Source organism: Bradyrhizobium zhengyangense (assembly GCF_022012555.1).
Lineage (GTDB): Bacteria > Pseudomonadota > Alphaproteobacteria > Rhizobiales > Xanthobacteraceae > Bradyrhizobium > Bradyrhizobium zhengyangense.
This window is the reverse complement of the sequence record NZ_JAKLTZ010000006.1, coordinates 470,937-492,488: the sequence shown is the minus strand read 5'-3', so window position 1 is coordinate 492,488 and position 21,552 is coordinate 470,937. Positions and strand designations below refer to the sequence as shown.

Genomic DNA, 21,552 nt, shown 5'->3' with positions numbered 1-21,552 from the left:
CGCTCATCATAGTACCCAACAGGTGACGAATGTCGGTCGGTCGTCGTCGGCCCTTATGATCCAGGCAGATCTTACCGGCGCCTGCTTCCGATGTCGGCTGAGCAAGACGTCCATTCGCCAGCGGCTGCCCCAGCGATCTGCCGTAGTCTCGGACGCATCGCCAGAAGCTGCAGCGTCAAGCAGCGCATCGCGAAGCCATTGTGCGTCGCCCCGTTGGAGATCGAGTGCGTGCCGGAAAACTCTTGCCTTGTGTCGGCCATGCGGATGCAAGGGATTTAGGCAGTAATCCTCGATCTTCCGAATGTCGACTGTAGCTCTTTCGCCATTCGGGATACGGATCACCACGGCAACCGTGTTCCGCTCTCGCTGAGTTCTACTCCGCCGCCGGATGGACCATGCTCTTCGGCATCGGCGGCGCTTCCGCCGGCGCGGCGCCGTGATGGTCGTCCGTCTCTGCATCCGCACTGTGCACGATCAGCCGCTTGCCGAAGCGCCAGATCAGCGCGCCGACATCGTCCATCACCATGAACATCGCGGGCACGAACACCAGCGACAGGATGGTCGAGAAGATCAGACCGCCGATCACCGCGAGCGCCATCGGCGAACGGAACTCGCCGCCGGCGCCGACCGCGAGCGCGCTCGGCATCATGCCGGCGGCCATCGCGATCGTGGTCATTACGATCGGGCGGGCGCGTTTCATGCCGGCGTCGATCATCGCCTCGTCGCGTGGCTTGCCGTCGCGGATCGCCTCGATCGCGAACTCCACCAGCATGATCGCGTTCTTGGTGACGATGCCCATCAGCATCAGGATGCCGATCCACACCGGCGTCGTGAGCTGCTTGCCGGTGACGAGCAGCGCTGCAATCGCGCCGCCGATCGAGAGCGGCAACGAGAACAGGATGGTGATCGGCTGCAGGAAGGTGCCGAACAGCAGCACCAGCACCGCATAGACCATCATCAGGCCGGCCGTGATCGCCGTGGCGAAGCCGTCGGAGAGCTCGTTGAGGCTTTCGGCGTCGCCCGAGGGGGAGACCTTAACGCCCTTCGGCAGGCTCTTCATGACGGGCAGTTCGTAGATCTTCTTGGTGGCATCGCCGAGCGCCGCGGAGCCGACGAGGTCGGCGGCGACGGTGGCCTGCCGCTCGCGATCGTAACGGTTGATGCTGGTCGGGCCCTGATCGAGCTTGACATCGGCGATGACGGCGAGCGGCACGCCGCCCTTCTCGCCGTGCTCCCCGAGCGGCACGCGTAGCTGCTCGAGCGTCTTGAGATTGCCGCGGGCGGCATCCTCGAGCTGCACGCGGATCGGCACCAGGCGGTCGCCGACGTCGAACTTGGCGAGCGCCGGCCCGACGTCGCCGATGGTCGCGACACGGATGGTCTGCGACAGGCTTTCGGTCGAGACGCCGAGCCGCGCGGCGAGATCGGCGCGCGGCTCGATGCGCAGCTCGGGACGTTCCAGCGAGGTTTCCGAGATGACGTCGGAGATGGTCGGAATCCGCTTCATCTGCGTCGCGAGCTCGCTGGCGACGTTGTTGACGATGTTGGGGTCGACACCGGTCACGACCAGCGAGATCGCGCGCAGGCCGTTCTCGTCCAGGAACCAGAAACGGATATCGGGAACGTTCTCCAGCTCCTGGCTGATCGAAAATTCGAGCTCGCGCTGGGTGATCTTGCGGTCGTTCTTGGGTGTGTAATTGATGATCAGGGAGGCGCGCCGGACCTCCTGCGTGCCCGGTGGAACGCGGCCGCCGTCGACGAAGATGCTCTTCACTTCGGGCCGCTGGCGCAGGCGCGCGACGATGTCCTCGGTGACTTTCTCGGTATAGGCGAGTTGCGTGCCCGGAGGCAGTTCGAGGGCGAGCAGGGAACGGGCGCTGTCCTGCGCCGGCAGGAAGCCCTGCGGCAGCAGCGTGATACTCCAGATCGAGGCCGCGAAGATGCCGAAGCCGATCAGCACGGTGATGAAATAGTGCTTCACCGACCACGAGACGAGGCTGTGATAGGTCCGCAGGATGCGGCCGGGCGGCGGCTCTTCGTGATGGCCGTGCTTGAGGAAATAGGCCGCCAGCATCGGCGTGACGAAGCGTGCGGCGAGCAGCGAGAAGAACACCTGCACCGAGACGGTGATGCCGAACTGTTTGAAGAACTGTCCGGCGATACCAGACATGAAGCTTGCGGGCGCGAAGATCGCGATGATGGTCAGCGAGATCGCGATCACGGCGAGGCCGATCTCGTCGGCGGCTTCCAGTGCGGCACGGTAGGGCGATTTGCCCATGTTCATGTGCCGCACGATGTTCTCGATCTCGACGATGGCGTCGTCGACCAGGATACCCGTCGACAGCGTGATGGCGAGGAAGCTGACGAGGTTGAGCGAGAAGCCGAGGATGTCCATCGCCCAGAAGGCCGGGAAAATCGACAGCGGCAGCGAGACCGCGGCAATGATGGTGGCGCGCAGGTCGCGCAGGAACAGCAGCACGATCACGACGGCGAGGATAGCGCCCTCGAACAAGGTCGAGATCGCCGCTTCGTAGTTGCCGTTGGTGTATTCGACCGAGGTGTCGATCAGCTTGAGGTCGACATCGGGATAGGCGGCCTTGAGCGCGTCGATGCGCTTCTGCACGGCCTCGGCGACCTTTACGTCGCTGGCGCCCTTGGAGCGCTTGATGCCGAGCGCAACGACCGGCTCGCCGTTGAAGCGGGCGAAGGTGCGGCGATCGGCGATCGTGTCGGTCACGGTGCCGAGATCGTCGAGCCGGACCTCGCCGCCGCCGAACAGCGGAACCATGGTTCCGGCGAGGTCGCTGAGCGTCTTGGCGCCGGCCAGCGTCCGGATCGCCTGGTCGTTCTTGCCGATCTCGGCGCGGCCGCCGGCAACGTCGACATTGGTGCCGCGCAGGCTCTGGCTGACGTTGACGGCCGTCAGCCCCATCGCCTGCAGGCGATCGGGATCGAGCGAGACCAGGATCTCGCGCTCGACACCGCCGATGCGCTCGACTTGGGCGACGCCGCGCACACCTTGCAGCGCGCGCTTGACCACGTCGTCGACGAAGTAAGAAAGCTGCTCCGGCGTCTTGCCGGGCGAGATCGCCGCATAGGTCACGATCGGCAGACCGATCACGTCGACGCGCTGGATCAGCGGCTCGGTGACGTTCTGCGGCAGGTTCGAGCGCACGCGCGTCACCGCATCCTTGACGTCGTTGAGCGCGCGATCGGTGTTGGTCTCCAGCGCGAACTGGATGGTGGTGATCGACACGCCGTCGGTGATCGAGGAGGTGATGTGCCTGACGCCCTCGACGCCGGAGACGGCGTCTTCAACCGTCTTGGTGACCTGCGATTCGAGCTCCGCCGGCGCGGCGCCGAATTGCGAGACAGCGACCGAGATCACCGGAATATCCGCCGAAGGCAGCCGGGTGATGGCGAGCTTGGTGAAGGAGGTCCAGCCGAGGATCAAGAGGATGATCGAGAACACCACCGACGGCAGCGGATTGCGGATCGACCATGCCGAGATATTGAGAGCCATTAGCGTACCCGCGTGCGATCGAGTTCATCGGCGAACATGGTCTTGATCTGGTCGCCGTCATGCAGCGAAGAGCCGGCGTCGGCGACGACGATCTCGCCGACCTCGACCCCTTCGAGGATTTCCGTCTGGCTGTCCGATGTCAGCCCGACGCGCACCCTTCGCGTCTCGACGACATTGCCTTTGACCACCTGGACGGTGAGATGGTCGATCGCGGTCTTGGGAACCGCGACGCCGCAGCTTCGCTTGGCGTCGATGGAGGCGCGGGCAAACACGCCGACCTTCAGCGAGGGGTTATTGGTCACGCTGATGCGGACGCGGCCGAGCTGGGTGGCGCGATCGATTTCGGGCGCGACCAGGCGGACCCGGCCGATCAGATCGGCGGCATCGTCCCGGCTGATCCGCACCGTCGCGCCGGTGCTGAGCTTCGGCATGTGCACGGCCGGGACCTGCGCATCCAGCTCGATCTCGTTGTTGACGGCGATGCGGAACATCGGTCCAGCCTGGGGTGAGGCCGGGGCACCCACGACGGTGCGCACTTCCGTGATGAGACCCGGCGCGGGCGCTTTCAGCGAAATCGGACCCTGAGGCCCCGGCCGTTGCGGCTGGCCCGGAATCTGCGGCGGCGCCGTGAGGCGCGCCAGCTCCTGGTTCTCGGTGACGATGGTGCCCTCGGTGACGAACAGGTCGGTGACCTTCGATCCCTCCTGGTCGGCCATGACCACGGCCTCGCGCCTCGGCACGAAGAAGCCGGTCACTCGCACGAGGTCGGAGAAGCAGGCATTGGTCGACTTCGTCACGATGACGAGCGCCTCGCCCGGCGTTTCCTTCGCTTCAGGGCGATGCCGATGCTCGAACCAGTAATAGCCGACGCCGAGCGCAAGGATGAACGCCACGGTTCCCGCAGGCTTGAGATATTCGGAGATGTTCATCGCCGGATCATCCTGGCCTGGCTCGAGGTTGTCGGGAACGAATCCCTGAAACGAAGCGGCGTCCCGCAGGGCTGCGGGACGCGCGCTGGGACCAATAGTTTACACCACATCAGCACTTGTCACTTCAACGGATTCACGTCGTAGTCACTTCGATGCGGTGGTCTTGTTTTCCATATTGACGACCTGCACGCGGCGGTTCACCTCGGCCATCGGCTGGCTCGGATCCTTCAGCTTGCTCTTGCCATAGCCGACGGTGACGAGGTCGGTCGCGGCGATGCTGTACTTCTCGACGAGATAGCGCTTGATCGAATCCGCCCGGCGTTCCGACAGGTCCTGATTATAGCTCTCGCCGCCGGCGGCGTCCGTGTGGCCTGCGACCACGAAGGTCGAGCCCTTGAGGTCGGGGCTGGTCAGCGCGCGCCCCAGCGCCTGCACCGAAGGCAGCGACTTGGCGCTGATATCGGCCGAGTTGTAGTCGAAGGTGATTTCGAGATCGATATTGGGCTTGTCCTTGGCGGCGGTTGCGATCTCCTCGCGCTCGGTCGAGGAGAGCGAACGGGTGGCGCGGCCGCGGACTGACTGGATCAGCTTGGTTTCCGTCGCATTCGGGACCGGATCCGCCTGCGGGCCGATCGAGAGGCCGCGAGTCAGGGGCTTTTTCGGCGGCGGTGCCAGGGCACGGACAATCTCGTCCTCGGTGACGTTCTTGCTGTTGCCGTCGTCGCCGGCGAAGGCGGGAGGGAGTGTCAGCGATAGGGCGGCACTGACGGTGATGACGGAGAGGAGTGCGGTCAGTCCCTTTGCAGCCAATCTCATTGTCAGTCCCTCCTGTGCGAGCCCGCGCGGTTCCAAATTCCGGCAACAGGCCCCACGGCAGGGCCTCCGGCATCCGTTGATTAGTCTTGGCCGGGCGCCATGGGTTCGAGGCGCCGCCTGCCTGGAATCAAAAAAATATCAACGCACTCCGTAACTTGCGAATTCCTGCACGATGTTCGGATCCATCGCCTTGGCATTGGCGATGTCGAGCGAGCCTTCCTGGGCCGAGCCGTTGCGCTGCTTGGCCACGCCGCGGCCGTAGAGCGAGGAGGTCAGGCGCGGATTGATCCGCAAGGCGGCGTCGAAATCGGCGATGGCGTTCTTCACCGCTCCCGATTTGAGGTTCACCAGCCCGCGGCTATCCAGTGCATCGACGAAATTCGGCCGCAGCCGCAGCGCCTCGTTGCAATCCTTGAGTGCGCCCTGGAGGTCGCCCACCACGGTGCGGGTCCAGCAGCGATTGTTCAGGGCCTCGACGTCCTTCGCATTGATCCGCAGCGTGTCGTCGAAATCCTTGATGGCGAGGGTATAGGCCCCCTTGCTGGCATAGACCTGGCCGCGCCGGTACAGCGCATTCACGTCGTCGGGGTTGGCAGCGATCTTCGCCGTCAGGCCCTTGATGGTGGGATCCTCAGCCAGCGCGGCCGCGCTTGGTCCGCCATCGGCATTCGGTGCCGGCGCAGGCTCGGCCGGTTTGACCGGCGGGGGCTGCGGAGGCAACGCGGCGTCCACCTGCGGCTTCGGCACCGGCGGCGGTGACGGAGGGGCGGGCGGCGCCGGCGGATTGTTCGAAGCTACCGGCGCCGGTGACGCCGGTGGAACTGGAGGCGGCGCCGGCGGGTTGTTGGCGACCGCTGGCGGCGCTGGCGGAGGCGCCGGTGGCGGCATCGTTGGCGCTATCGTCGCCGTCGGGCGCGAGCCGTTCGGACTCGGAATGAACGAGAAATCCTCCGCAAGCGAGGACGATATCCACGGCACCTGCTCGCCGCGCGAGGCGCGGGTGACGCCCATCTTGGTGCGGTTCAGCGTTTCCTCCGCCATCAGGTCGGGGACGCGGATTTCCTTGAGCAGCTCCTGGACGAACAGGCTGTGGTCGCCGCCGGCATCCGACACGACAGATGCCAGTGCGGCCGAATACATCACGAGCGTGCCGTTCGGTGCGATCACCGGCGTCAGGCCAGCCGAAAAGCTGCGGAATCGGCGCTCGAACGGGTTGCGCCTCGAGGCATCGACCAGCGCGATCTTGACGCCGGCGCCGCGGGTGTTGAGCTCGCCCAGGATGGCCTCGATGCTGAACCCGTCGCGTCGGACATCGGACTCGGTCCAGATCTGTGCATCGACCGGGATCATGTAGCTCTGGCGCGCCGACTGGATGCCGAAGCCGCTGTAGAACACCAGCGCCACGGAGCCGGGCTTGATCTTGCCATAGAGCTTGTCGAAGGCGCGGCGCATGCCGTCGCCGGTCAGGTTCTCGCCGACCTCGACCGTAAAGCCATCGCGCTTGAGCTCGTCGGCGACATCGCGGGCGTCGTTGATCGGCTCCTTCAGCGGGCTGTCGGCATCCGGATATTTGGCATTGCCGATGACCAGCGCGAAGCGGTCGCCGGCCGCATGCGACGCGGCGGTCGGGACGAACAAGGCAAGCAATGGCAGAAGAAAAAGGAAGCGAGTTTTCATAATCAGCGCGGTCCAGCCAAAAAGGCGCCGTTCCAGCTTGCGCCGCGGCGACCTTAACTTACGCAAAGTGCATTATCAAACCGGGGAGCGGGGGCGTCAACCGCTTGGAGATTCTGCACTATCGCGACAATTGACCGCGAGGCGCAGGCCGGGGGCGAGGGGAATAGATCTGATCTCACGGCATCACTCGACGCGGTCTCGTTCAGGGTTCCGGCTGCCATGTTAGGCCGGCACTCGCGACGAAAATGTGATTGGTCTCACATTGCTGCCGGGTTCGCCGCAACCGCGAGGTTTGACCTTTGCGGCGCGCGATGGCTTGGTGCGCCAAGGTCCGCTCAGAAAAGCAAAAGCCGGGATCAAAGCCATGAACAAGCCAGAGGGAAACGCCTACGAAATCTACGCCCTGCGCTATGCGACGATGTCGCCGCGCACGCCCAGCATGAATTTTCTGGCACCCGACCCGCATGACAGCGCGGCGCAGGACCTCGACTACTTCGTGTGGCTGATCCGCGGGCAGGGCCGCGATATCCTGGTCGATACCGGCTTCAATGCCGAGGAAGCGTCCTTGCGTGCGCGCAAGCTGACGCTCAATCCGGTCGATGCGCTGGAGCGCTTTGGCGTCCCGGTTTCGAGTATCCGCGACGTGATCGTGACGCATTTGCACTATGACCACGCCGGAAATCTCGATCGCTTCCCAAACGCGCGCTTCCATCTCCAGGAGCGCGAGATGGCTTACGCGACGGGCCGCTGCATGTGCAACGGACTGCTGCGACATCCGTTCTCGGTCGAGCACGTCACCCAGATGGTGCGCCACGTCTATGGCGAGCGCGTCACCTTCTATTCCGGCGACGGCGAGGTCGCGCCCGGGGTGACCGTTCACCGCGTGGGCGGTCACTCCGACGGCTTGCAGGTGGTCAAGGTCGAGACCGCGCGCGGGCCGGTGGTGCTGGCTTCCGATGCCGCGCATTATTACGCCAATCTGCAGCGCAGGAGCCCATTCCCGATCGTCTACAATGTCGGCGACATGGCACTCGGCTGGGAGACGATCGAACGTCTCGCCGGTCATCCCGACCGCTACATTCCCGGCCACGATCCTGTCGTCACCGAGATCTATCCGCGGGCGAGCGACAAGGTCGATGCCTGGGCGCTGCATCTGCCGCCGACGCGATCGTTTGCGAAGTGACGGAATCCCGGGCGTGTCCTTGTGAGCCTTAAGCTTACAGGCGCCCCGATGTCCGCTGTGCTCATGAAAGCAGCGCGCAAACCAGCATCGCGGAAGGTCAGAGTCGGGCCAGGAGCAGAAGTCCGCACGCGCTGAGTGATAGAGTGGTTTGGCTGACCTGCGATTTCTCCAGCGCCGGCTGGTGCGGCGTAACGTCACGTACTTCTATTCTTTGAAAGTGAACGACTCTCACTTAGTTAGCTTTGTTACCAAATGCCCGCCGCGCTCAATTTCGTGCGGGCTAGACTCGCAAGCGGAAAGACACGTTAGCGTGTTGCTGTTGCTTGCGGTGGCGAACTGCGCGCTTCCCCGGACGCGTGGTGGATGGCGCCGGACTTTTTGATAGGCCGCGAATCGCGGCTCCCGCCTCAACTCAGATCGACCTCGCAAATGCGCATCGACAATCGATCGCAGGGCCGGAGTATCGCTTCATGTCATCCGTTAAGCCAAGCAACATCGCATTGTTCATCGACGGTGCGAATCTCTTCGCGACCGCGAAAGCTCTTGGTTTCGATGTCGACTACAAGCGACTGTTGGAGGAGTTTCAGGTCCAAGGGACGCTTCTTCGCGCGTTCTATTACACTGCCGTCATCGATAATCAGGAGCAGTTCTCTTCGATTCGCCCGTTGATCGATTGGTTGGACTACAACGGCTACACTGTCGTCACCAAGCCGGCCAAGGAGTTTATCGACGCCAACGGACGTCGCAAGACCAAGGGCAGCATGGACATCGAACTTGCCGTGCATGCCATGGAGCTTGCCGAGCATCTCGACCAAATGGTGCTATTTTCCGGCGATCGCGATTTTCGTCCGTTGGTCGAGGCAGTGCAGCGGCGCGGGGTCCATGTTACGGTGGTTTCGACGATAGAGATCCAGTCACCAATGATTGCAGACGAGCTTCGCCGACAAGCTGATGTCTTCTTGGACCTTGCCGAGCTGCGCCCCCGCATTGCCCGCATCTCCGCCGACCGCTCCCCAGATCAAAATCGCCCCCGAAGTCCAAACCGCTGAGTGGGGGAGCTACGTTGTGCTTCCGAAATCGAGGCCAGCTACGGCGGGTTGCCCGTCACCGCGCAAATTGCAGTCCCAAGAGGAGAGTTGAATTTGCGCTGAATCAAGGCCGTGCAAAAAAGGGACGGCAATAAATAAATGCCGGGGCTGATTTGAGCACGGTATCATTTGACCCGGAAGGGCCGCTGACATTCGTCGGCGGCCCTAATGCGTTTCTACAACCTATGTCAGCGGCGTACGCGCGCGTTGCGGCAAACGCCACAAGTAGCGCCGCGATATAAGCCAGTGCCTTCACGAGCCTACCAAGCCTTCCCAACTGATGAAGGCGCCTGCGCCTCTATGCGTGCGCGCTCTAATACGCCTGCTTGGCGTCGGCCTCTTCGCTGGTCTGGATCAGGTCGAGACTCTCCTCGATCTTGCCAAGCAGCGCCGAGAGCTGCTTGCGCTCAGTTGCGGAGAGGCAGGCGAGGATCTCGTCTTCTCGCCGCAGCAATTGCGGGAACAGCTCCTCGTAGAGCGCGCGGCCCTTCTTCGTCAGTTGCAGGCGGAATTCGCGGCGGTCGGCTTCGTTCTCGACCCGCTCGATCAAGCCGTTCTGCAACAGCGTGGTCACCGCGCGGCTGATCGTCGACTTATGCGTGCGAGTACATTGCGAGATGAACTGCGCGCTACAGGCATCGTTGCGGAAGCCAAGCGTTGCGATCACGCGCCAGGCCGGAATGTCGAGGCCGTGACGTTCCTGATATTCCACCGCGAGCGCGGAGCTGACCTCCGCCGCGAGCCGATTGAGGCGGAATGGCACGAACTTGAACAGATCGAGCCGCGATCTCGGCCGTGGGGAAGCCTCGCCAGCTTCCCTTGTCTTCAGCGCGATGTCGCTTGATGTCCTTGCCAAGGAGAGCGCTCCGAATTCCAGTTGACGGCCGGCCGGCTCCGGTCCAAAATAGTTGCACATGAGACTATCTAGCAGATCAGTCCTCTCCTGACCAGAGCCGAGGTTAGTGTATGGCGGACGCCAATACGCATCAGGCCAAAATCCAGTTCGGCTATCGCCGCCATGCTGACCAGGATCGTCCCGGCCAAAGTCCGGCCGAGCACCCCGTCGTCATCGTCGGTGCAGGCCCGGTCGGCCTGTCGCTCGCCATTGATCTGGCCCAGCGCGGCCAGCGCGTCGTCTTGCTGGACGATGCCGACCGCATCGGCGAAGGGTCGCGCGCGATCTGCTTCTCGAAGCGGTCGCTGGAATATTGGGACCGGCTTGGCGTCGCCGACCGCATGGTCGACAAGGGCGTGGTGTGGAGCGTCGGCCGAATCTTTCACGGCGAATCGCAGCTCTATCAGTTCAATCTGCTGCCGGAGGACGGTCACAAGCGGCCGGCCTTCATCAATCTCCAGCAATATTACGCCGAGGCCTATCTGGTCGATCGCATCAGCGATCTGCCAGATATCGACCTGCGCTGGCGCAACAAGGTGACCGCGCTCGAGCAACGCAACGATTCCGTAGCGCTGACGATCGAGACTCCTGAAGGTGCCTATCGCCTGCACGCGCAATACGTCATCGCCTGCGACGGCGCGCGCTCGTCGCTACGGCAAATGGTCGGCGCGGAGTTTGGCGGACAGGTGTTCGAGGATCAGTTTCTGATCGCCGACGTCAAGATGACCGCGGAATTCCCGACCGAGCGCTGGTTCTGGTTCGACCCGCCGTTCCACGCCGGCCGCTCGGCGCTGCTGCATAAGCAGCCCGACGATGTCTGGCGTATCGATCTCCAGCTCAATCGCTACGCCGATCCTGTCGTCGAGAAGAAGCCTGAGAATGTGCGGCCGCGAATCGCGCGCATGCTCGGCCACGACAAGTTCGAGTTCGAGTGGATCTCGCTCTACAAATTCCAATGCCGTCGGATGGACCGCTTCATCCATGGCCGCGTGATCTTTGCCGGCGATTCCGCGCATCAGGTGTCGCCGTTCGGCGCGCGTGGCGCGAACTCAGGGCTCGAGGATGCCGAGAATCTGTCCTGGAAGCTCGACCGCGTATTGCGCGGCACGTCGCCCGCGAGCCTGCTCGAGAGCTACCATATCGAGCGCAGCCTGGCGGCCGACGAGAACATCCGCGAATCCACCCGCTCGACCGATTTCATGGCGCCGAACTCGCATCAGGAGGCGCGGCTGCGCAAGGCGGTGTTGTCGCTCGCCAAGGAGACCGAGTTTGGCAAGCGCATGGTCAATGGCGGACGCCTTTCGGTGCCGTGCAGCTATGATTCGCCGCTGTCATCGCGCGATGCGGATGCCTGGCGCGGCGGACCATCGCCGGGCTGTTCCATGCTCGATGCGCCCACTGCGACGCGCGGAGGCGAGCAGGCCTATCTGACCGATGCGTTCCGCAAGGGTGGAACGGACTTCACCCTGCTCTCGTTTGGCAATGGCGCAGCGATCGATACGCCCGATGGCGTGAAGGATATCAGGATCGGCGGCGAGGGCGGACTCGCCGATCCCCAGGGCCTCGTTGCGAAGCGCTATGATGCCGAGCCGGGCTCTGCCTATTTGCTCAGGCCCGATGGCTATGTCGCCGCTCGTTTCCGTCATCCGACGCGCGCTGGCGTTGCCGCCGCGCTGTCGCGGGCGGCCGGTCTGAATTGAGGTTTCACAATGCCATTGTCCACCAGCTCGAACTTCGCGCGGCCCGATGACGCCTTCCGCGCCATCGTCGAAGCGCATCGCGGCCTCACCGAGGAGCAGAGCGCCGATTTCGACGCGGCGCTGGTGCTGATCCTCGCCAATCATATCGGCGACATCGACGTGCTGCGGGAGGCGATCGTGCTGGCCAAACGCCGCATGATCGACGGCCAGCAGCAACAACAGCAACAACAATAACCTCGTAAGGATGAATTGATGGCGAAGAATTTCGCATCTACCGGCGATCTCTCCGAGAAGAAGATCACCTTCTCCGAAATCGGCACCGATCTCTATGCCTTCACCGCGGAGGGTGATCCGAACACCGCTGTTATCGTCGGCGACGACGGCTGCCTGGTGTTCGACGCCCAGGCAACGCCGGCGATGGCCAATAAGGTGATCGAGCGCGTCAAAAAGGTGACGGACAAGCCGATCAAATATGTCGTGCTGTCGCATTATCACGCGGTGCGCGTGCTCGGTGCCTCCGCCTATCACGCGCAAGGCATCGTCGCTTCGCAGGAGACCCATCGTCTGATCGAGGAGCGCGGCAAGCAGGATTGGGATTCCGAATATGGCCGCTTTCCGCGCCTGTTCCAGGATGCGCAGAGCATTCCCGGCCTGACCTGGCCGACGCTGACCTTTGAAGGCGAGATGTCGATCTATCTCGGCAAGCGCGAAGTACGGCTGATGCAGCTGGGCGCCGGGCACACCTCCGGCGATATCGTCGCCTGGGTGCCCGATGCGGAAGTGATGTTCTCCGGTGACCTCATCGAATATCACTCGGCCTGCTATTGCGGTGATGCGCATTTGCGGGAATGGCCGCTGACGCTGAACGAGATCCGCAACTTCAATCCCAAGGCGATCGCCCCGGGCCGCGGCGATGCGCTGAAGGGCGTTGGCACCGTGCGCGAAGCCATCGCGATGACGCGCGACTTCGTCACCTCGCTCTATGGTGCAGCCGAGATTTCGGTCGCCAAGGGCCGCACGCTGAAGGAATCGATGGCGGCAACGCGCGAGGTGATGGATCCGAAATTCCACAGCTTCGCCATCTACGAGCACTGCCTGCCGTTCAACGTCTCGCGCGCCTTCGACGAAGCGTCGGGGATCGACGATCCCGTGATCTGGACCGACAAGCGCGACCAGGAAATGTGGGCCGCCCTGCAAGGAGGAGGATAGTCATGAACATCAATACCTCGCCTGATCAGATCATCCGCAGCTCGGCGCAGGTCACGCCGGGCTACATGTCCGGCTTCGGCAACAGTTTTGAGACCGAGGCGCTGCCGGGCGCGCTGCCGATCGGGCGCAACTCGCCGCAGCGCTGCGCCTACGGGCTTTACGCCGAGCAGCTCTCGGGCTCGCCCTTCACCGCGCCGCGCGGCACCAACGAGCGTTCGTGGCTCTATCGCATCCGCCCCTCGGTGAAGCATTCCGGTCGCTTCGAGAAGGTCGATGCCGGCCTGTGGCGCTCGGCACCGTGCCACGAAAATGATCTGCCGATCGCGCAACTGCGCTGGGACCCGACACCGCTGCCGAAGGAGGACGTCACCTTCGTCCAGGGCGTGCAGACCATGACCACGGCCGGCGACGTTAATACGCAGGCCGGCATGGCCGCGCATGTCTATCTCATCACCAAATCGATGGTGGACCAGCACTTCTACAATGCCGACGGCGAGCTGATGTTCGTGCTCCAGCAGGGCAATCTTCGCCTCGTCACCGAGTTCGGCCGCATCGACGCCGAGCCCGGCGAGATCGTGGTGATCCCCCGCGGCGTGAAATTCCGCGTCGAGATCCCGAACGGACCGGCGCGCGGCTATCTCTGCGAAAACTACGGCGGCGCCTTCACGCTGCCGGAGCGCGGACCGATCGGCGCCAACTGCCTTGCGAACGCGCGCGACTTCCTGACGCCGGTCGCGTTTTACGAGGACAAGGACATCCCGACCGAGCTCTACGTGAAATGGGGCGGGTCGCTGTTCAAGACCAATTTGCCGCATTCGCCGATCGACGTCGTCGCCTGGCACGGCAATTATGCGCCCTACAAATACGATCTGCGCAGCTTCTCGCCGGTCGGTGCGATCGGCTTCGATCATCCCGATCCCTCGATCTTCACGGTGTTGACCTCGCCGTCGGAGACGGCGGGCACCGCGAACATCGATTTCGTCATCTTCCCCGAGCGCTGGATGGTGGCCGACAACACCTTCCGTCCGCCCTGGTATCACATGAACATCATGAGCGAGTTCATGGGCCTGATCTACGGCGTCTACGACGCCAAGCCGCAAGGGTTCGTTCCGGGCGGCATGAGCCTGCATAATTGCATGCTGCCGCACGGCCCCGACCGCGACGCCTTCGAGCACGCCAGCAATGGCGAGTTGAAGCCGGTGAAGCTGACGGGCACCATGGCCTTCATGTTCGAGACCCGCTACCCGCAGCGCGTCACGGCGCACGCCGCGAAATCGTCGACGCTGCAGGACGATTATGCGGATTGCTGGAAGGGCCTGGAAAAGCGCTTCGATCCGAATAGGCCGTAAGATCATTCTAATCGTCATTCCGGGGCGATGCGAAGCATCGCACCCGGAATCTCGAGATTCCCCCGGTGCGCAATTGCGCACCTGAGGTCTGGTCCTTACGGACCATCCCGGAATGACGGTCTCAATTTTGGAGAGCCATGTGCCCGATCCCAACGACCCCAGCCTCCGCTCCTTCATCGAAATCGATCCCGTCTCGGACTTCCCGATCCAGAACCTGCCCTATGGCGTGTTCTCGACCGCGGCCAATCCCACGCCGCGGGTCGGCGTCGCCATCGGAAACTACGTGCTCGATCTCTGGGAGCTCGAGCAGGATTCGCGGCTCGATGTCGGTCCGCTCGGCGTGTTCTCCGGACCCTCGCTCAATCCCTTCATGGCACTCGGGCCAAAGATCTGGAGCAAAACTCGGGCGCGGATCAGCGAGCTGTTGCGGCACGATCATCCGGAGCTGCGCGACAACGACGAGCTGCGCAGCCAGGCGTTGGTGCCGATGCACGAGGCAAAGCTGCATCTGCCGTTCGCGGTCTCCGGCTACACCGATTTCTATTCCTCGAAAGAACACGCCACCAATGTCGGCGTGATGTTCCGCGGCAAGGACAATGCGCTGCAGCCGAACTGGCTGCACATGCCGATCGCCTATAACGGACGCGCATCCACCGTCGTGGTGTCAGGCACCAAGGTGAAGCGGCCGCGCGGGCAGCTGAAGCCGCCGAATGTCGACGTGCCGAGCTTTGGTCCGTGCAAGCGGCTCGATTTCGAGCTGGAGATGGGCGTCGTGATCGGGCAACCGTCGCCGATGGGCGGCATGCTCACCGAAGCTCAGGCCGAGGAGATGATCTTCGGATTCGTGCTGCTCAACGACTGGAGCGCGCGGGATATCCAGCAATGGGAATATGTGCCGCTCGGGCCGTTCCTGGCCAAGGCGTTCGCGACCTCGATCAGCCCGTGGGTGGTGACGCGCGAGGCGCTGGAGCCGTTCCGGCTCAAGGGGCCCGAGCAGGAGCCGGTGCCGCTGGATTATCTGAAGCAGGCGAAGCCTCAGAACTACGATATCGCGCTCGACGTCTCCTTGCGCGCCGCCGGCGCCAATGCGGCCGCCGGCATCAGCCGCACCAATTTCAGATACATGTACTGGTCCTCGGTGCAGCAGCTGATGCACCACGCCTCCTCGGGCTGCGCCATGAATGTCGGCGATCTCCTCGGCAGCGGCACCATCTCCGGGCCCGAGAAGAACCAGCGCGGCAGCCTCTTGGAGATCAGCTGGAACGGCACCGAACCGGTGGAGTTGCCCGGCGGCAAGCGTACGTTCCTCGAAGATGGCGACAGTCTCGTGATGCGCGGCTGGTGCCAGGGCAACGGCTATCGCGTCGGCTTCGGCGAGGTCGAGGGGACGATCTTGCCGGCGGAGTAGGCTTCGCCCTCGCTCCGACCTCCGTCATTGCGAGGAGCTCTTGCGACGAAGCAATCCAGGCTGTCAACGCGACGACAGTCTGGATTGCTTCGCTGCGCTCGCAATGACGGCGCGGAGAGAGCTTATCGCTTCTCCGGCGGCACGTCCTTGACCCGCGCGCAGTGCGCGGCAACGTCCTCCTGGCTGTACTTCAGATGCACGCGTTTGTCGGATGGCGCCTGCTTGGTCGTGCACACGCCCGGCCGCCATTCCCGCGTCGGACGGATCGGGCGCGGTGCGAAGCCGCCGCCGCAATTCGGGCAGACGTTAGACAGTTTTGTCTCGACGCAATCCGCGCAAAACGTGCATTCATAGGAACAGATCCGCGCGTTCGTTGCATCAGGCGGCAGGTCGCGGTCGCAATATTCGCAGTTCGGTCGAAGCTGAAGGGCCATGGTCGGATCTCCGCGAATGGACTCGATCATCGCAGATCGCGCGCGCAGCGCGAATGGCGTAGTTCCCTCGATTTCAGCCAGTCTTCAAATCCTTCAGCGGCAGCTTCGAGCTTTCCTTGAGACGGTCGAGCACGATCGAGGAACGCACATGCGCCACGCTCTGATGCGGCATCAGGATATCGTTGACGAGGTTGGACAGACCCTTGAGGTCGCGCAGCACGGCTTTCAGCACGTAGTCGGCGTCGCCCGTGAGCGAATAGGCCTCCTGGATCTCGTCGATCCGGTTGACCAGCGCGCGGAAGCGCTTTGAATTATCCGGCGAGTGGGTCGCGAGCCCGACCTGGATGAAGGCGATCACGCCGAAGCCGAGCGCCTCGCTGGAGAGATCGGCGTGATAGCCTGCGATGACCTTCTCCTCCTCCAGCCGCATCCGCCGCCGCGAGCATTGCGAAGCCGAGAGACCTGCAAGCTCGGCGAGTTCCTGGTTGGTGAGGCGGCCGTCGTCCTGGAGCGCGCCCAGGATTTTGAGGTCGAAGGCATCCACTGGAATCATGCGTCATTTTTCCATTTCGTGCACAGATCGTGCATAGGATAGCGAAAACGCGTTCCATTTGCACGCTCATTGCGCGCCCCATGAAGGATAGTTCTGGCCAGCAGCAATTTGGGAGAATCGCCAATGGGTCCGTTTCCGCACGATGCACCGCCGGCCACTGTTAGCGCCGACAATCCAATGGGTACCGACGGGTTCGAATTCGTCGAATATGCGCATCCCAATCCGCAAGAGCTGCACGATCTGTTCAAGCTGATGGGCTATGCGCCGGTCGCGCGCCACAAGACCAAGAGGATCACCGTCTATCGCCAGGGCGACATCAACTATCTCGTGAATGAGGAGCCCGGCACTCACGGCTATGAGTTCGTCGCCGCGCATGGTCCTTGCGCGCCGTCGATGGCGTTCCGCGTCGTCGATGCCAAGGCGGCCTATGACCGTGCTATTGCGCTTGGTGCCGAGCCGGCTGGCGTCACATCGGCGCAGAAGACGCTGGATGTGCCCGCGATCAAGGGCATCGGCGGCAGCCTGCTTTATTTCGTCGATCGCTATGGCGCCAAGGGCTCGGCCTATGACGCCGAGTTCGAATGGCTCGGTGCGCGCGATCCGCGTCCGGTCGGCGCCGGCCTGTTCTATCTCGATCACCTCACCCACAACGTTCACCGCGGCCGCATGGATGTCTGGACCGGCTTCTACGAAAAGCTGTTCAACTTCCGCCAGATCCGTTTCTTCGACATCGAAGGCCGCGCCTCCGGCCTGTTCTCGCGCGCATTGACCAGTCCGGACGGCAAGATCCGGATTCCGATCAACGAGGACGCCGGTGATTCCGGCCAGATCGAGGAATATCTGAAGACCTATCGCGGCGAAGGCATCCAGCACATCGCCTGCGGCTGCCGCGAGATCCACGGCACCATTGAAGGCCTGCGCGCAGCCGGCCTGCCTTTCATGCCGTCGCCGCCCGCGACCTATTTCGAGAAGGTCGATGCCCGCCTGCCCAAGCACGGCGAGGACGTCGCACGCCTGCAGAAGAACGGAATCCTGATCGACGGCGAAGGCGTGGTCGACGGCGGCCAGACCAAGGTGCTGCTGCAGATCTTCTCGGCCAACGCCATCGGCCCGATCTTCTTCGAGTTCATCCAGCGCAAGGGCGATGACGGCTTTGGCGAGGGCAATTTCAAGGCGCTGTTCGAATCGATCGAGGAAGATCAGATCCGCCGCGGCGTGTTGAAGGTGGATACGGCAGCGTAGAACGCTGCCGTTCGTCCGCTCTAGCGCGCCACCGCCGCGTTCATCGCACCGTCCCGCCGCCGCGCGAGATCCTCCGGCATCCGCATCGCCATCGTGGCGAGGATGCTGACCGCGCCCATCGCGACGACGTACCAGACCCATGACAGCTTGTCGCCTGTCGTGCCGATAATCCAGGTGAACACCAGCTGCGCGGTGCCGCCAAAGAGGGTGACGCCAAGCGCGTAGGCGATCGACAGTCCGGAGGTGCGGACGATCGCGGGGAAGATCAGCGGGATGAGGATGATGCCGGCGCCGCCCGACATCGCATGGAATGCCATCAGCACCGCGGCGGTGACGACGTAGACGAGCGGCGAGCCCGACGACACCACCAGCAGCAATGCCGGATAGAACAGCAGCGTCACGATGATGCGCGGCACCACGGCGATGGTCTTCAGGCTGTATCTGTCCGCGAGCGCGCCGCCGAGCAGCGCGAAGATCGTGCCGCTCACGAAGGTGGCGAAGTTGGCCGTCATGGCCCAGCCCTGGCTGTAGTGTAGTGTGTTGATGGCGTAGGTCGCGGTGTACAGGAAGAAGTACTGGCCGATGGTCGCGCCCGAGATCAGCAGGATGCACAGCACGATCTTGCCCCAGTGGTTGGCCAGGATGTCGGACAGCACGCCGCCGACGCTGGCATGGGCCTCTTCGGCATCCAGCGTCTCGTCGAGATTCTTGCGGATGAAATAGCCGACCGGCGCGATCAGGATTCCGAGCAGGAACGGCACGCGCCAACCCCAGCTATCATTGGCGCCGGGCGTGATCAGGAAGGCGAGGCCAAGGCCGACCAGCGCGGAGAACAGGCTGCCCAGGTTCTGGCTGGCGAGCTGCCAACTGCCGAAGAAGCCTTTGCGGTGCGAGGGCGCGCTCTCGAGCAGATAAGTCGTCGCCGGTCCCATCTCGCCGCCGGTCGAAAAACCCTGCAGCAGCCGCGCCAGCACCAGCAGGACCGGGGCGAGCAGGCCGATCTGATCGTAGGTCGGCAGCAGGCCGATGATGCCGGTGCCGAGCGCCATCAGCCAGATGGTCAGCGTCATTGCCGGCTTGCGACCGTAGCGATCCGCATAAGCGCCGATGACGATGCCGCCGAGCGGTCGCGCCACGAAGCCGACGCCGAAGGTCGCAACCGTCAGCAGCAGGCTGGTGTTGGGATTGTCAGCCGGAAAGAAGGCCTTGGCGAGCCAGACCGCGAACGCCGCGTAGACGGTGAAGTCGTAGAATTCGAGCGCGTTGCCCAGTATGGCTGCGCCGACGCGCATGGTTTGGGAGGGACGCGGACGGTCAGTCTGGTTCACGGATGAGCACCTTGTGTCACTTCTGTGAAACGCGAAGTGAAGCAAAAGGTGCCTGCTGACAACCCTCAAGCGCGCCCTAGCGGCCCGCTTTCCACGCAGCCGTCACGGCGGAAATCTCGGCGCTTTCCGGCTCGCGGACCGCGGACCGGGTGCGCGAGAAGCGCGGCGCCGGCGCCGGCTGCTTCACGCCGTGGCGCTCGATGAAGACGTTGCGGGCGACCATGTGCGGATGCGCGGTCGCTTCCGACATGGTCAGAACAGGCGCGAAGCAGATGTCGGTGCCTTCCATGATATTGCACCAGTCCTCGCGCGTCTTGCTCTTGAACACGGCCTTCAGCTTCTCCTTCAGCACGGGCCAGGCCTTGGGATCCATCTGCGCGTCGAAATCGGCATCGGTCAGGCCGGCATGCTCGCGCAGCAGGGCGTAGAACTGCGGCTCGATCGAGCCGATCGACACGAAGTGGCCGCAGGCGCATTCATAGACGCCGTAGAAGTGGGCGCCGCCATCGAGGAAATTCCGGTTGCGGCCCTCGGTCCAGCGTCCGAGCGTCTTCATGTCGAAGAAGAACGACATCAGCGAGGCCGCGCCGTCGCACATCGCGGCGTCGACCACCTGACCTTTGCCGGACCTTGATGCTTCCAGCAGCGCGGCGAGCACGCCGACGACGAGATAGAGCGCGCCGCCGCCGAAATCGCCGACCAGGTTGAGCGGCGGCACCGGCGCTTCGTCAGTGCCGATCGCCGCGAGCGCGCCAGTGATGGAGATGTAGTTGATGTCGTGGCCGGCGGCGTTCGCCAGCGGGCCTTCCTGGCCCCAGCCGGTCATGCGGCCGTAGACGAGCTTTGGATTGCGCGCGAGCACGACATCAGGGCCGAGCCCGAGCCGCTCCATCACGCCAGGACGGAAACCTTCGACCAGTGCGTCGGCGCCGGCGAGCAGATCGAGCACCTGCGCGATCGCCGCCTTGTCCTTGAGGTCGAGTTCGATCAGCTTGCGGCCGCGGCCCGCCACCGACTTCATGCTCTTCTTCGCGCCGATACGATCGAGCGTGACGACTTCGGCGCCCATGTCAGCCAGCAACATGCAGGCGAAAGGGCCGGGACCGATGCCGGCGAATTCGACGATGCGGAAGCCCGCGAGCGGGCCGGAGTTGCGGACGGACGAGTCTTCTGATTTTTGCTGGGCCGGTTGATCGAGCACGTTGTTGTTTCCTCGGGTCGCGGGCGAATGCCTGATGTCAGGCCGTCGCCACGGACTTTCCTCTCTGGGGCGAGTTAATTGGCTGATTAACTCTTCTCGCCTTCACGCCAGCGAGGCAAGCGCTTTTCATGCATGGGCGCATCAAAAAAGCGGCGCGCATTGCTGCGCGCCGCGGAAGATTTGTGTTGAGACGCTGAGAGTAGGATCTCAGCCCGCAGCGGTCACCGCGCGCTGCGCCATTACCTTGACGAGGTTGGCGCGGTACTCCGCCGTGCCGTGGATGTCGGCCAGCAGATTGCTTGCCGAAATGCTCACGCTGTCAATCGCCGACGGCGACCAGTTCGCCTTCAGCGCCGCTTCGATCGCAGGGACCCGCATCACGCCGCTCTGCGACGCGCCGGTCGCGGCAACGCGCACCTCGCCCGACTTGGTCTGTGCCACGAACACCCCGGTCAGCGCGAAGCGCGAGGCCGGATGACGCATCTTCTCGTAACCCGCCTTCGCCGGAACCGGGAACGACACGGCGGTGATGATCTCGCCGTCTTCCAGCGCGGTCGTGAACAGGCCCTTGAAGAAATCCTCCGCCGCGATCGACCGCTTGTTGGTCTTCACGGTGGCGCCGAGTGCGAGCAGGGCGGCGGGGAAATCGGCGGCAGGATCGTTGTTGGCAATCGAGCCGCCGATCGTGCCGCGATAGCGTACGGCAGGGTCACCGAGCACCGAGGTGAGATGGGCGATCGCTGGAATCGCCTTCTTCACATCGGCATTGGTCATGATGTCGTAATAGGTGGTGGCGGCCTTGATGGTCAGCACGTCGCCGGAGAGCTCGACGCCCTGCAGTTCCTTGATCTTACCGAGGTCGATCACGTCCGAGGGGCTCGCGAGCCGCTGCTTCATGACCGGAAGCAAGGTCTGTCCGCCGGCAAGGAACTTCGCCTCGCTGCTCTTGCCAAACAAGCTCACGGCTTCGTCGACCGAGGAGGCGCGATGATAAGTGGTCTGGTACATCTTTGATGC

19 protein-coding genes are annotated in these 21,552 nt (G+C 63.5%); 8 read left to right on the top strand and 11 right to left on the bottom strand.

Annotation, left to right across the window (positions count from 1 at the left end; translation table 11 throughout):
- Positions 1–6 precede the first annotated feature (6 nt).
- The 5 genes from L6639_RS43505 to L6639_RS25160 all read right to left on the bottom strand — a co-directional run bounded on the left by L6639_RS43505 (position 7) and on the right by L6639_RS25160 (position 6,945).
- Positions 7–459, bottom strand: coding sequence for a DUF6883 domain-containing protein (locus L6639_RS43505; protein WP_377802786.1), 453 nt, complete (start codon positions 457–459; stop codon positions 7–9).
- Positions 374–3,523, bottom strand: a complete 3,150-nt coding sequence (locus tag L6639_RS25175) for an efflux RND transporter permease subunit (RefSeq protein ID WP_237864321.1) — start codon at positions 3,521–3,523, stop codon at positions 374–376. The genes L6639_RS43505 and L6639_RS25175 overlap by 86 nt, the downstream gene beginning before the upstream one ends.
- Positions 3,523–4,452 (bottom strand): RND family efflux transporter, encoded by a 930-nt coding sequence (locus L6639_RS25170; RefSeq protein ID WP_237864320.1) that lies wholly within the window; start codon positions 4,450–4,452, stop codon positions 3,523–3,525. Before L6639_RS25170 ends, L6639_RS25175 begins: the two co-directional genes overlap by 1 nt.
- Before the next feature lie 144 nt (positions 4,453–4,596).
- Positions 4,597–5,268, bottom strand: coding sequence for an OmpA family protein (locus tag L6639_RS25165; RefSeq protein WP_237864319.1), 672 nt, complete (start codon positions 5,266–5,268; stop codon positions 4,597–4,599).
- Between the two features lie 138 nt (positions 5,269–5,406).
- The gene (locus tag L6639_RS25160) at positions 5,407–6,945 is read right to left on the bottom strand and encodes a caspase family protein (RefSeq protein WP_237864318.1); all 1,539 of its coding nucleotides are present in this window, start codon (positions 6,943–6,945) and stop codon (positions 5,407–5,409) included.
- 364 nt (positions 6,946–7,309) lie between these two features.
- Here L6639_RS25160 and L6639_RS25155 point away from each other — a divergent pair, with 364 nt between their 5' ends.
- Both L6639_RS25155 and L6639_RS25150 read left to right on the top strand, forming a co-directional pair.
- Positions 7,310–8,128 (top strand): N-acyl homoserine lactonase family protein, encoded by an 819-nt coding sequence (locus L6639_RS25155; RefSeq protein ID WP_237864317.1) that lies wholly within the window; start codon positions 7,310–7,312, stop codon positions 8,126–8,128.
- 470 nt (positions 8,129–8,598) lie between these two features.
- The gene (locus tag L6639_RS25150; RefSeq protein WP_237864316.1) at positions 8,599–9,177 is read left to right on the top strand and encodes a LabA-like NYN domain-containing protein; all 579 of its coding nucleotides are present in this window, start codon (positions 8,599–8,601) and stop codon (positions 9,175–9,177) included.
- A gap of 352 nt (positions 9,178–9,529) precedes the next feature.
- Here L6639_RS25150 and L6639_RS25145 read toward each other — a convergent pair whose 3' ends face one another.
- A complete protein-coding gene (locus L6639_RS25145; protein ID WP_237864315.1) occupies positions 9,530–10,072 on the bottom strand; it encodes a MarR family winged helix-turn-helix transcriptional regulator in 543 nt (180 codons plus the stop codon).
- A gap of 110 nt (positions 10,073–10,182) precedes the next feature.
- On the opposite strand from L6639_RS25145, the gene L6639_RS25140 reads away from it, so the two are divergent.
- From L6639_RS25140 to fahA, 5 genes are all read left to right on the top strand, one after another.
- A complete protein-coding gene (locus L6639_RS25140) occupies positions 10,183–11,811 on the top strand; it encodes an FAD-dependent oxidoreductase (RefSeq protein ID WP_237864314.1) in 1,629 nt (542 codons plus the stop codon).
- A 9-nt stretch (positions 11,812–11,820) separates the two neighbouring features.
- Entirely contained in the window at positions 11,821–12,045 is a 225-nt protein-coding gene (locus L6639_RS25135) for a DUF2783 domain-containing protein (protein WP_237864313.1), read from the top strand.
- 18 nt (positions 12,046–12,063) lie between these two features.
- Positions 12,064–13,020, top strand: coding sequence for an MBL fold metallo-hydrolase (locus L6639_RS25130; protein ID WP_237864312.1), 957 nt, complete (start codon positions 12,064–12,066; stop codon positions 13,018–13,020).
- Between the two features lie 2 nt (positions 13,021–13,022).
- The gene (gene hmgA / locus L6639_RS25125) at positions 13,023–14,369 is read left to right on the top strand and encodes a homogentisate 1,2-dioxygenase (protein WP_237864311.1); all 1,347 of its coding nucleotides are present in this window, start codon (positions 13,023–13,025) and stop codon (positions 14,367–14,369) included.
- A gap of 139 nt (positions 14,370–14,508) precedes the next feature.
- Positions 14,509–15,777 (top strand): fumarylacetoacetase, encoded by a 1,269-nt coding sequence (gene fahA / locus L6639_RS25120; RefSeq protein WP_237864372.1) that lies wholly within the window; start codon positions 14,509–14,511, stop codon positions 15,775–15,777.
- 122 nt (positions 15,778–15,899) lie between these two features.
- Here fahA and L6639_RS25115 read toward each other — a convergent pair whose 3' ends face one another.
- Both L6639_RS25115 and L6639_RS25110 read right to left on the bottom strand, forming a co-directional pair.
- Entirely contained in the window at positions 15,900–16,211 is a 312-nt protein-coding gene (locus L6639_RS25115; RefSeq protein WP_237864310.1) for a DUF1272 domain-containing protein, read from the bottom strand.
- A gap of 73 nt (positions 16,212–16,284) precedes the next feature.
- On the bottom strand, positions 16,285–16,764 hold the full coding sequence (locus L6639_RS25110) for an Lrp/AsnC family transcriptional regulator (protein WP_237864309.1): 480 nt from the start codon (positions 16,762–16,764) through the stop codon (positions 16,285–16,287).
- Between the two features lie 123 nt (positions 16,765–16,887).
- Between L6639_RS25110 and hppD the strand changes: the two genes are divergently transcribed.
- Positions 16,888–18,006, top strand: coding sequence for a 4-hydroxyphenylpyruvate dioxygenase (hppD, locus tag L6639_RS25105; RefSeq protein WP_237864308.1), 1,119 nt, complete (start codon positions 16,888–16,890; stop codon positions 18,004–18,006).
- 20 nt (positions 18,007–18,026) lie between these two features.
- Here hppD and L6639_RS25100 read toward each other — a convergent pair whose 3' ends face one another.
- The 3 genes from L6639_RS25100 to L6639_RS25090 form a co-directional block, all read right to left on the bottom strand.
- Complete coding sequence (locus L6639_RS25100; RefSeq protein WP_237864307.1) at positions 18,027–19,334, bottom strand: MFS transporter; 1,308 nt, start codon at positions 19,332–19,334, stop codon at positions 18,027–18,029.
- A gap of 76 nt (positions 19,335–19,410) precedes the next feature.
- On the bottom strand, positions 19,411–20,535 hold the full coding sequence (locus tag L6639_RS25095) for a CaiB/BaiF CoA transferase family protein (protein ID WP_237864306.1): 1,125 nt from the start codon (positions 20,533–20,535) through the stop codon (positions 19,411–19,413).
- Between the two features lie 207 nt (positions 20,536–20,742).
- Positions 20,743–21,543 carry an FAD binding domain-containing protein gene (locus L6639_RS25090; protein WP_237864305.1) on the bottom strand — a complete coding sequence of 267 codons (801 nt, stop codon included), beginning with the start codon at positions 21,541–21,543 and terminating at the stop codon, positions 20,743–20,745.
- Between the last annotated feature and the right edge of the window lie 9 nt (positions 21,544–21,552).

What these genes read in the sequence shown, in the direction of transcription:
- L6639_RS25155 (WP_237864317.1), top strand. Translation starts at nt 7,310, where the DNA reads ATGAACAAGCCAGAGGGAAACGCCTACGAAATCTACGCCCTGCGCTAT.
- L6639_RS25115 (WP_237864310.1), bottom strand. Translation starts at nt 16,211, where the DNA reads ATGGCCCTTCAGCTTCGACCGAACTGCGAATATTGCGACCGCGACCTG.
- L6639_RS25130 (WP_237864312.1), top strand. Translation starts at nt 12,064, where the DNA reads ATGGCGAAGAATTTCGCATCTACCGGCGATCTCTCCGAGAAGAAGATC.
- L6639_RS25110 (WP_237864309.1), bottom strand. Translation starts at nt 16,764, where the DNA reads ATGATTCCAGTGGATGCCTTCGACCTCAAAATCCTGGGCGCGCTCCAG.
- L6639_RS25140 (WP_237864314.1), top strand. Translation starts at nt 10,183, where the DNA reads ATGGCGGACGCCAATACGCATCAGGCCAAAATCCAGTTCGGCTATCGC.
- L6639_RS25090 (WP_237864305.1), bottom strand. Translation starts at nt 21,543, where the DNA reads ATGTACCAGACCACTTATCATCGCGCCTCCTCGGTCGACGAAGCCGTG.
- hmgA (WP_237864311.1), top strand. Translation starts at nt 13,023, where the DNA reads ATGAACATCAATACCTCGCCTGATCAGATCATCCGCAGCTCGGCGCAG.
- L6639_RS25135 (WP_237864313.1), top strand. Translation starts at nt 11,821, where the DNA reads ATGCCATTGTCCACCAGCTCGAACTTCGCGCGGCCCGATGACGCCTTC.
- L6639_RS25175 (WP_237864321.1), bottom strand. Translation starts at nt 3,523, where the DNA reads ATGGCTCTCAATATCTCGGCATGGTCGATCCGCAATCCGCTGCCGTCG.
- L6639_RS25165 (WP_237864319.1), bottom strand. Translation starts at nt 5,268, where the DNA reads ATGAGATTGGCTGCAAAGGGACTGACCGCACTCCTCTCCGTCATCACC.
- L6639_RS25170 (WP_237864320.1), bottom strand. Translation starts at nt 4,452, where the DNA reads ATGAACATCTCCGAATATCTCAAGCCTGCGGGAACCGTGGCGTTCATC.
- L6639_RS25150 (WP_237864316.1), top strand. Translation starts at nt 8,599, where the DNA reads ATGTCATCCGTTAAGCCAAGCAACATCGCATTGTTCATCGACGGTGCG.
- L6639_RS43505 (WP_377802786.1), bottom strand. Translation starts at nt 459, where the DNA reads ATGCAGAGACGGACGACCATCACGGCGCCGCGCCGGCGGAAGCGCCGC.
- hppD (WP_237864308.1), top strand. Translation starts at nt 16,888, where the DNA reads ATGGGTCCGTTTCCGCACGATGCACCGCCGGCCACTGTTAGCGCCGAC.
- L6639_RS25160 (WP_237864318.1), bottom strand. Translation starts at nt 6,945, where the DNA reads ATGAAAACTCGCTTCCTTTTTCTTCTGCCATTGCTTGCCTTGTTCGTC.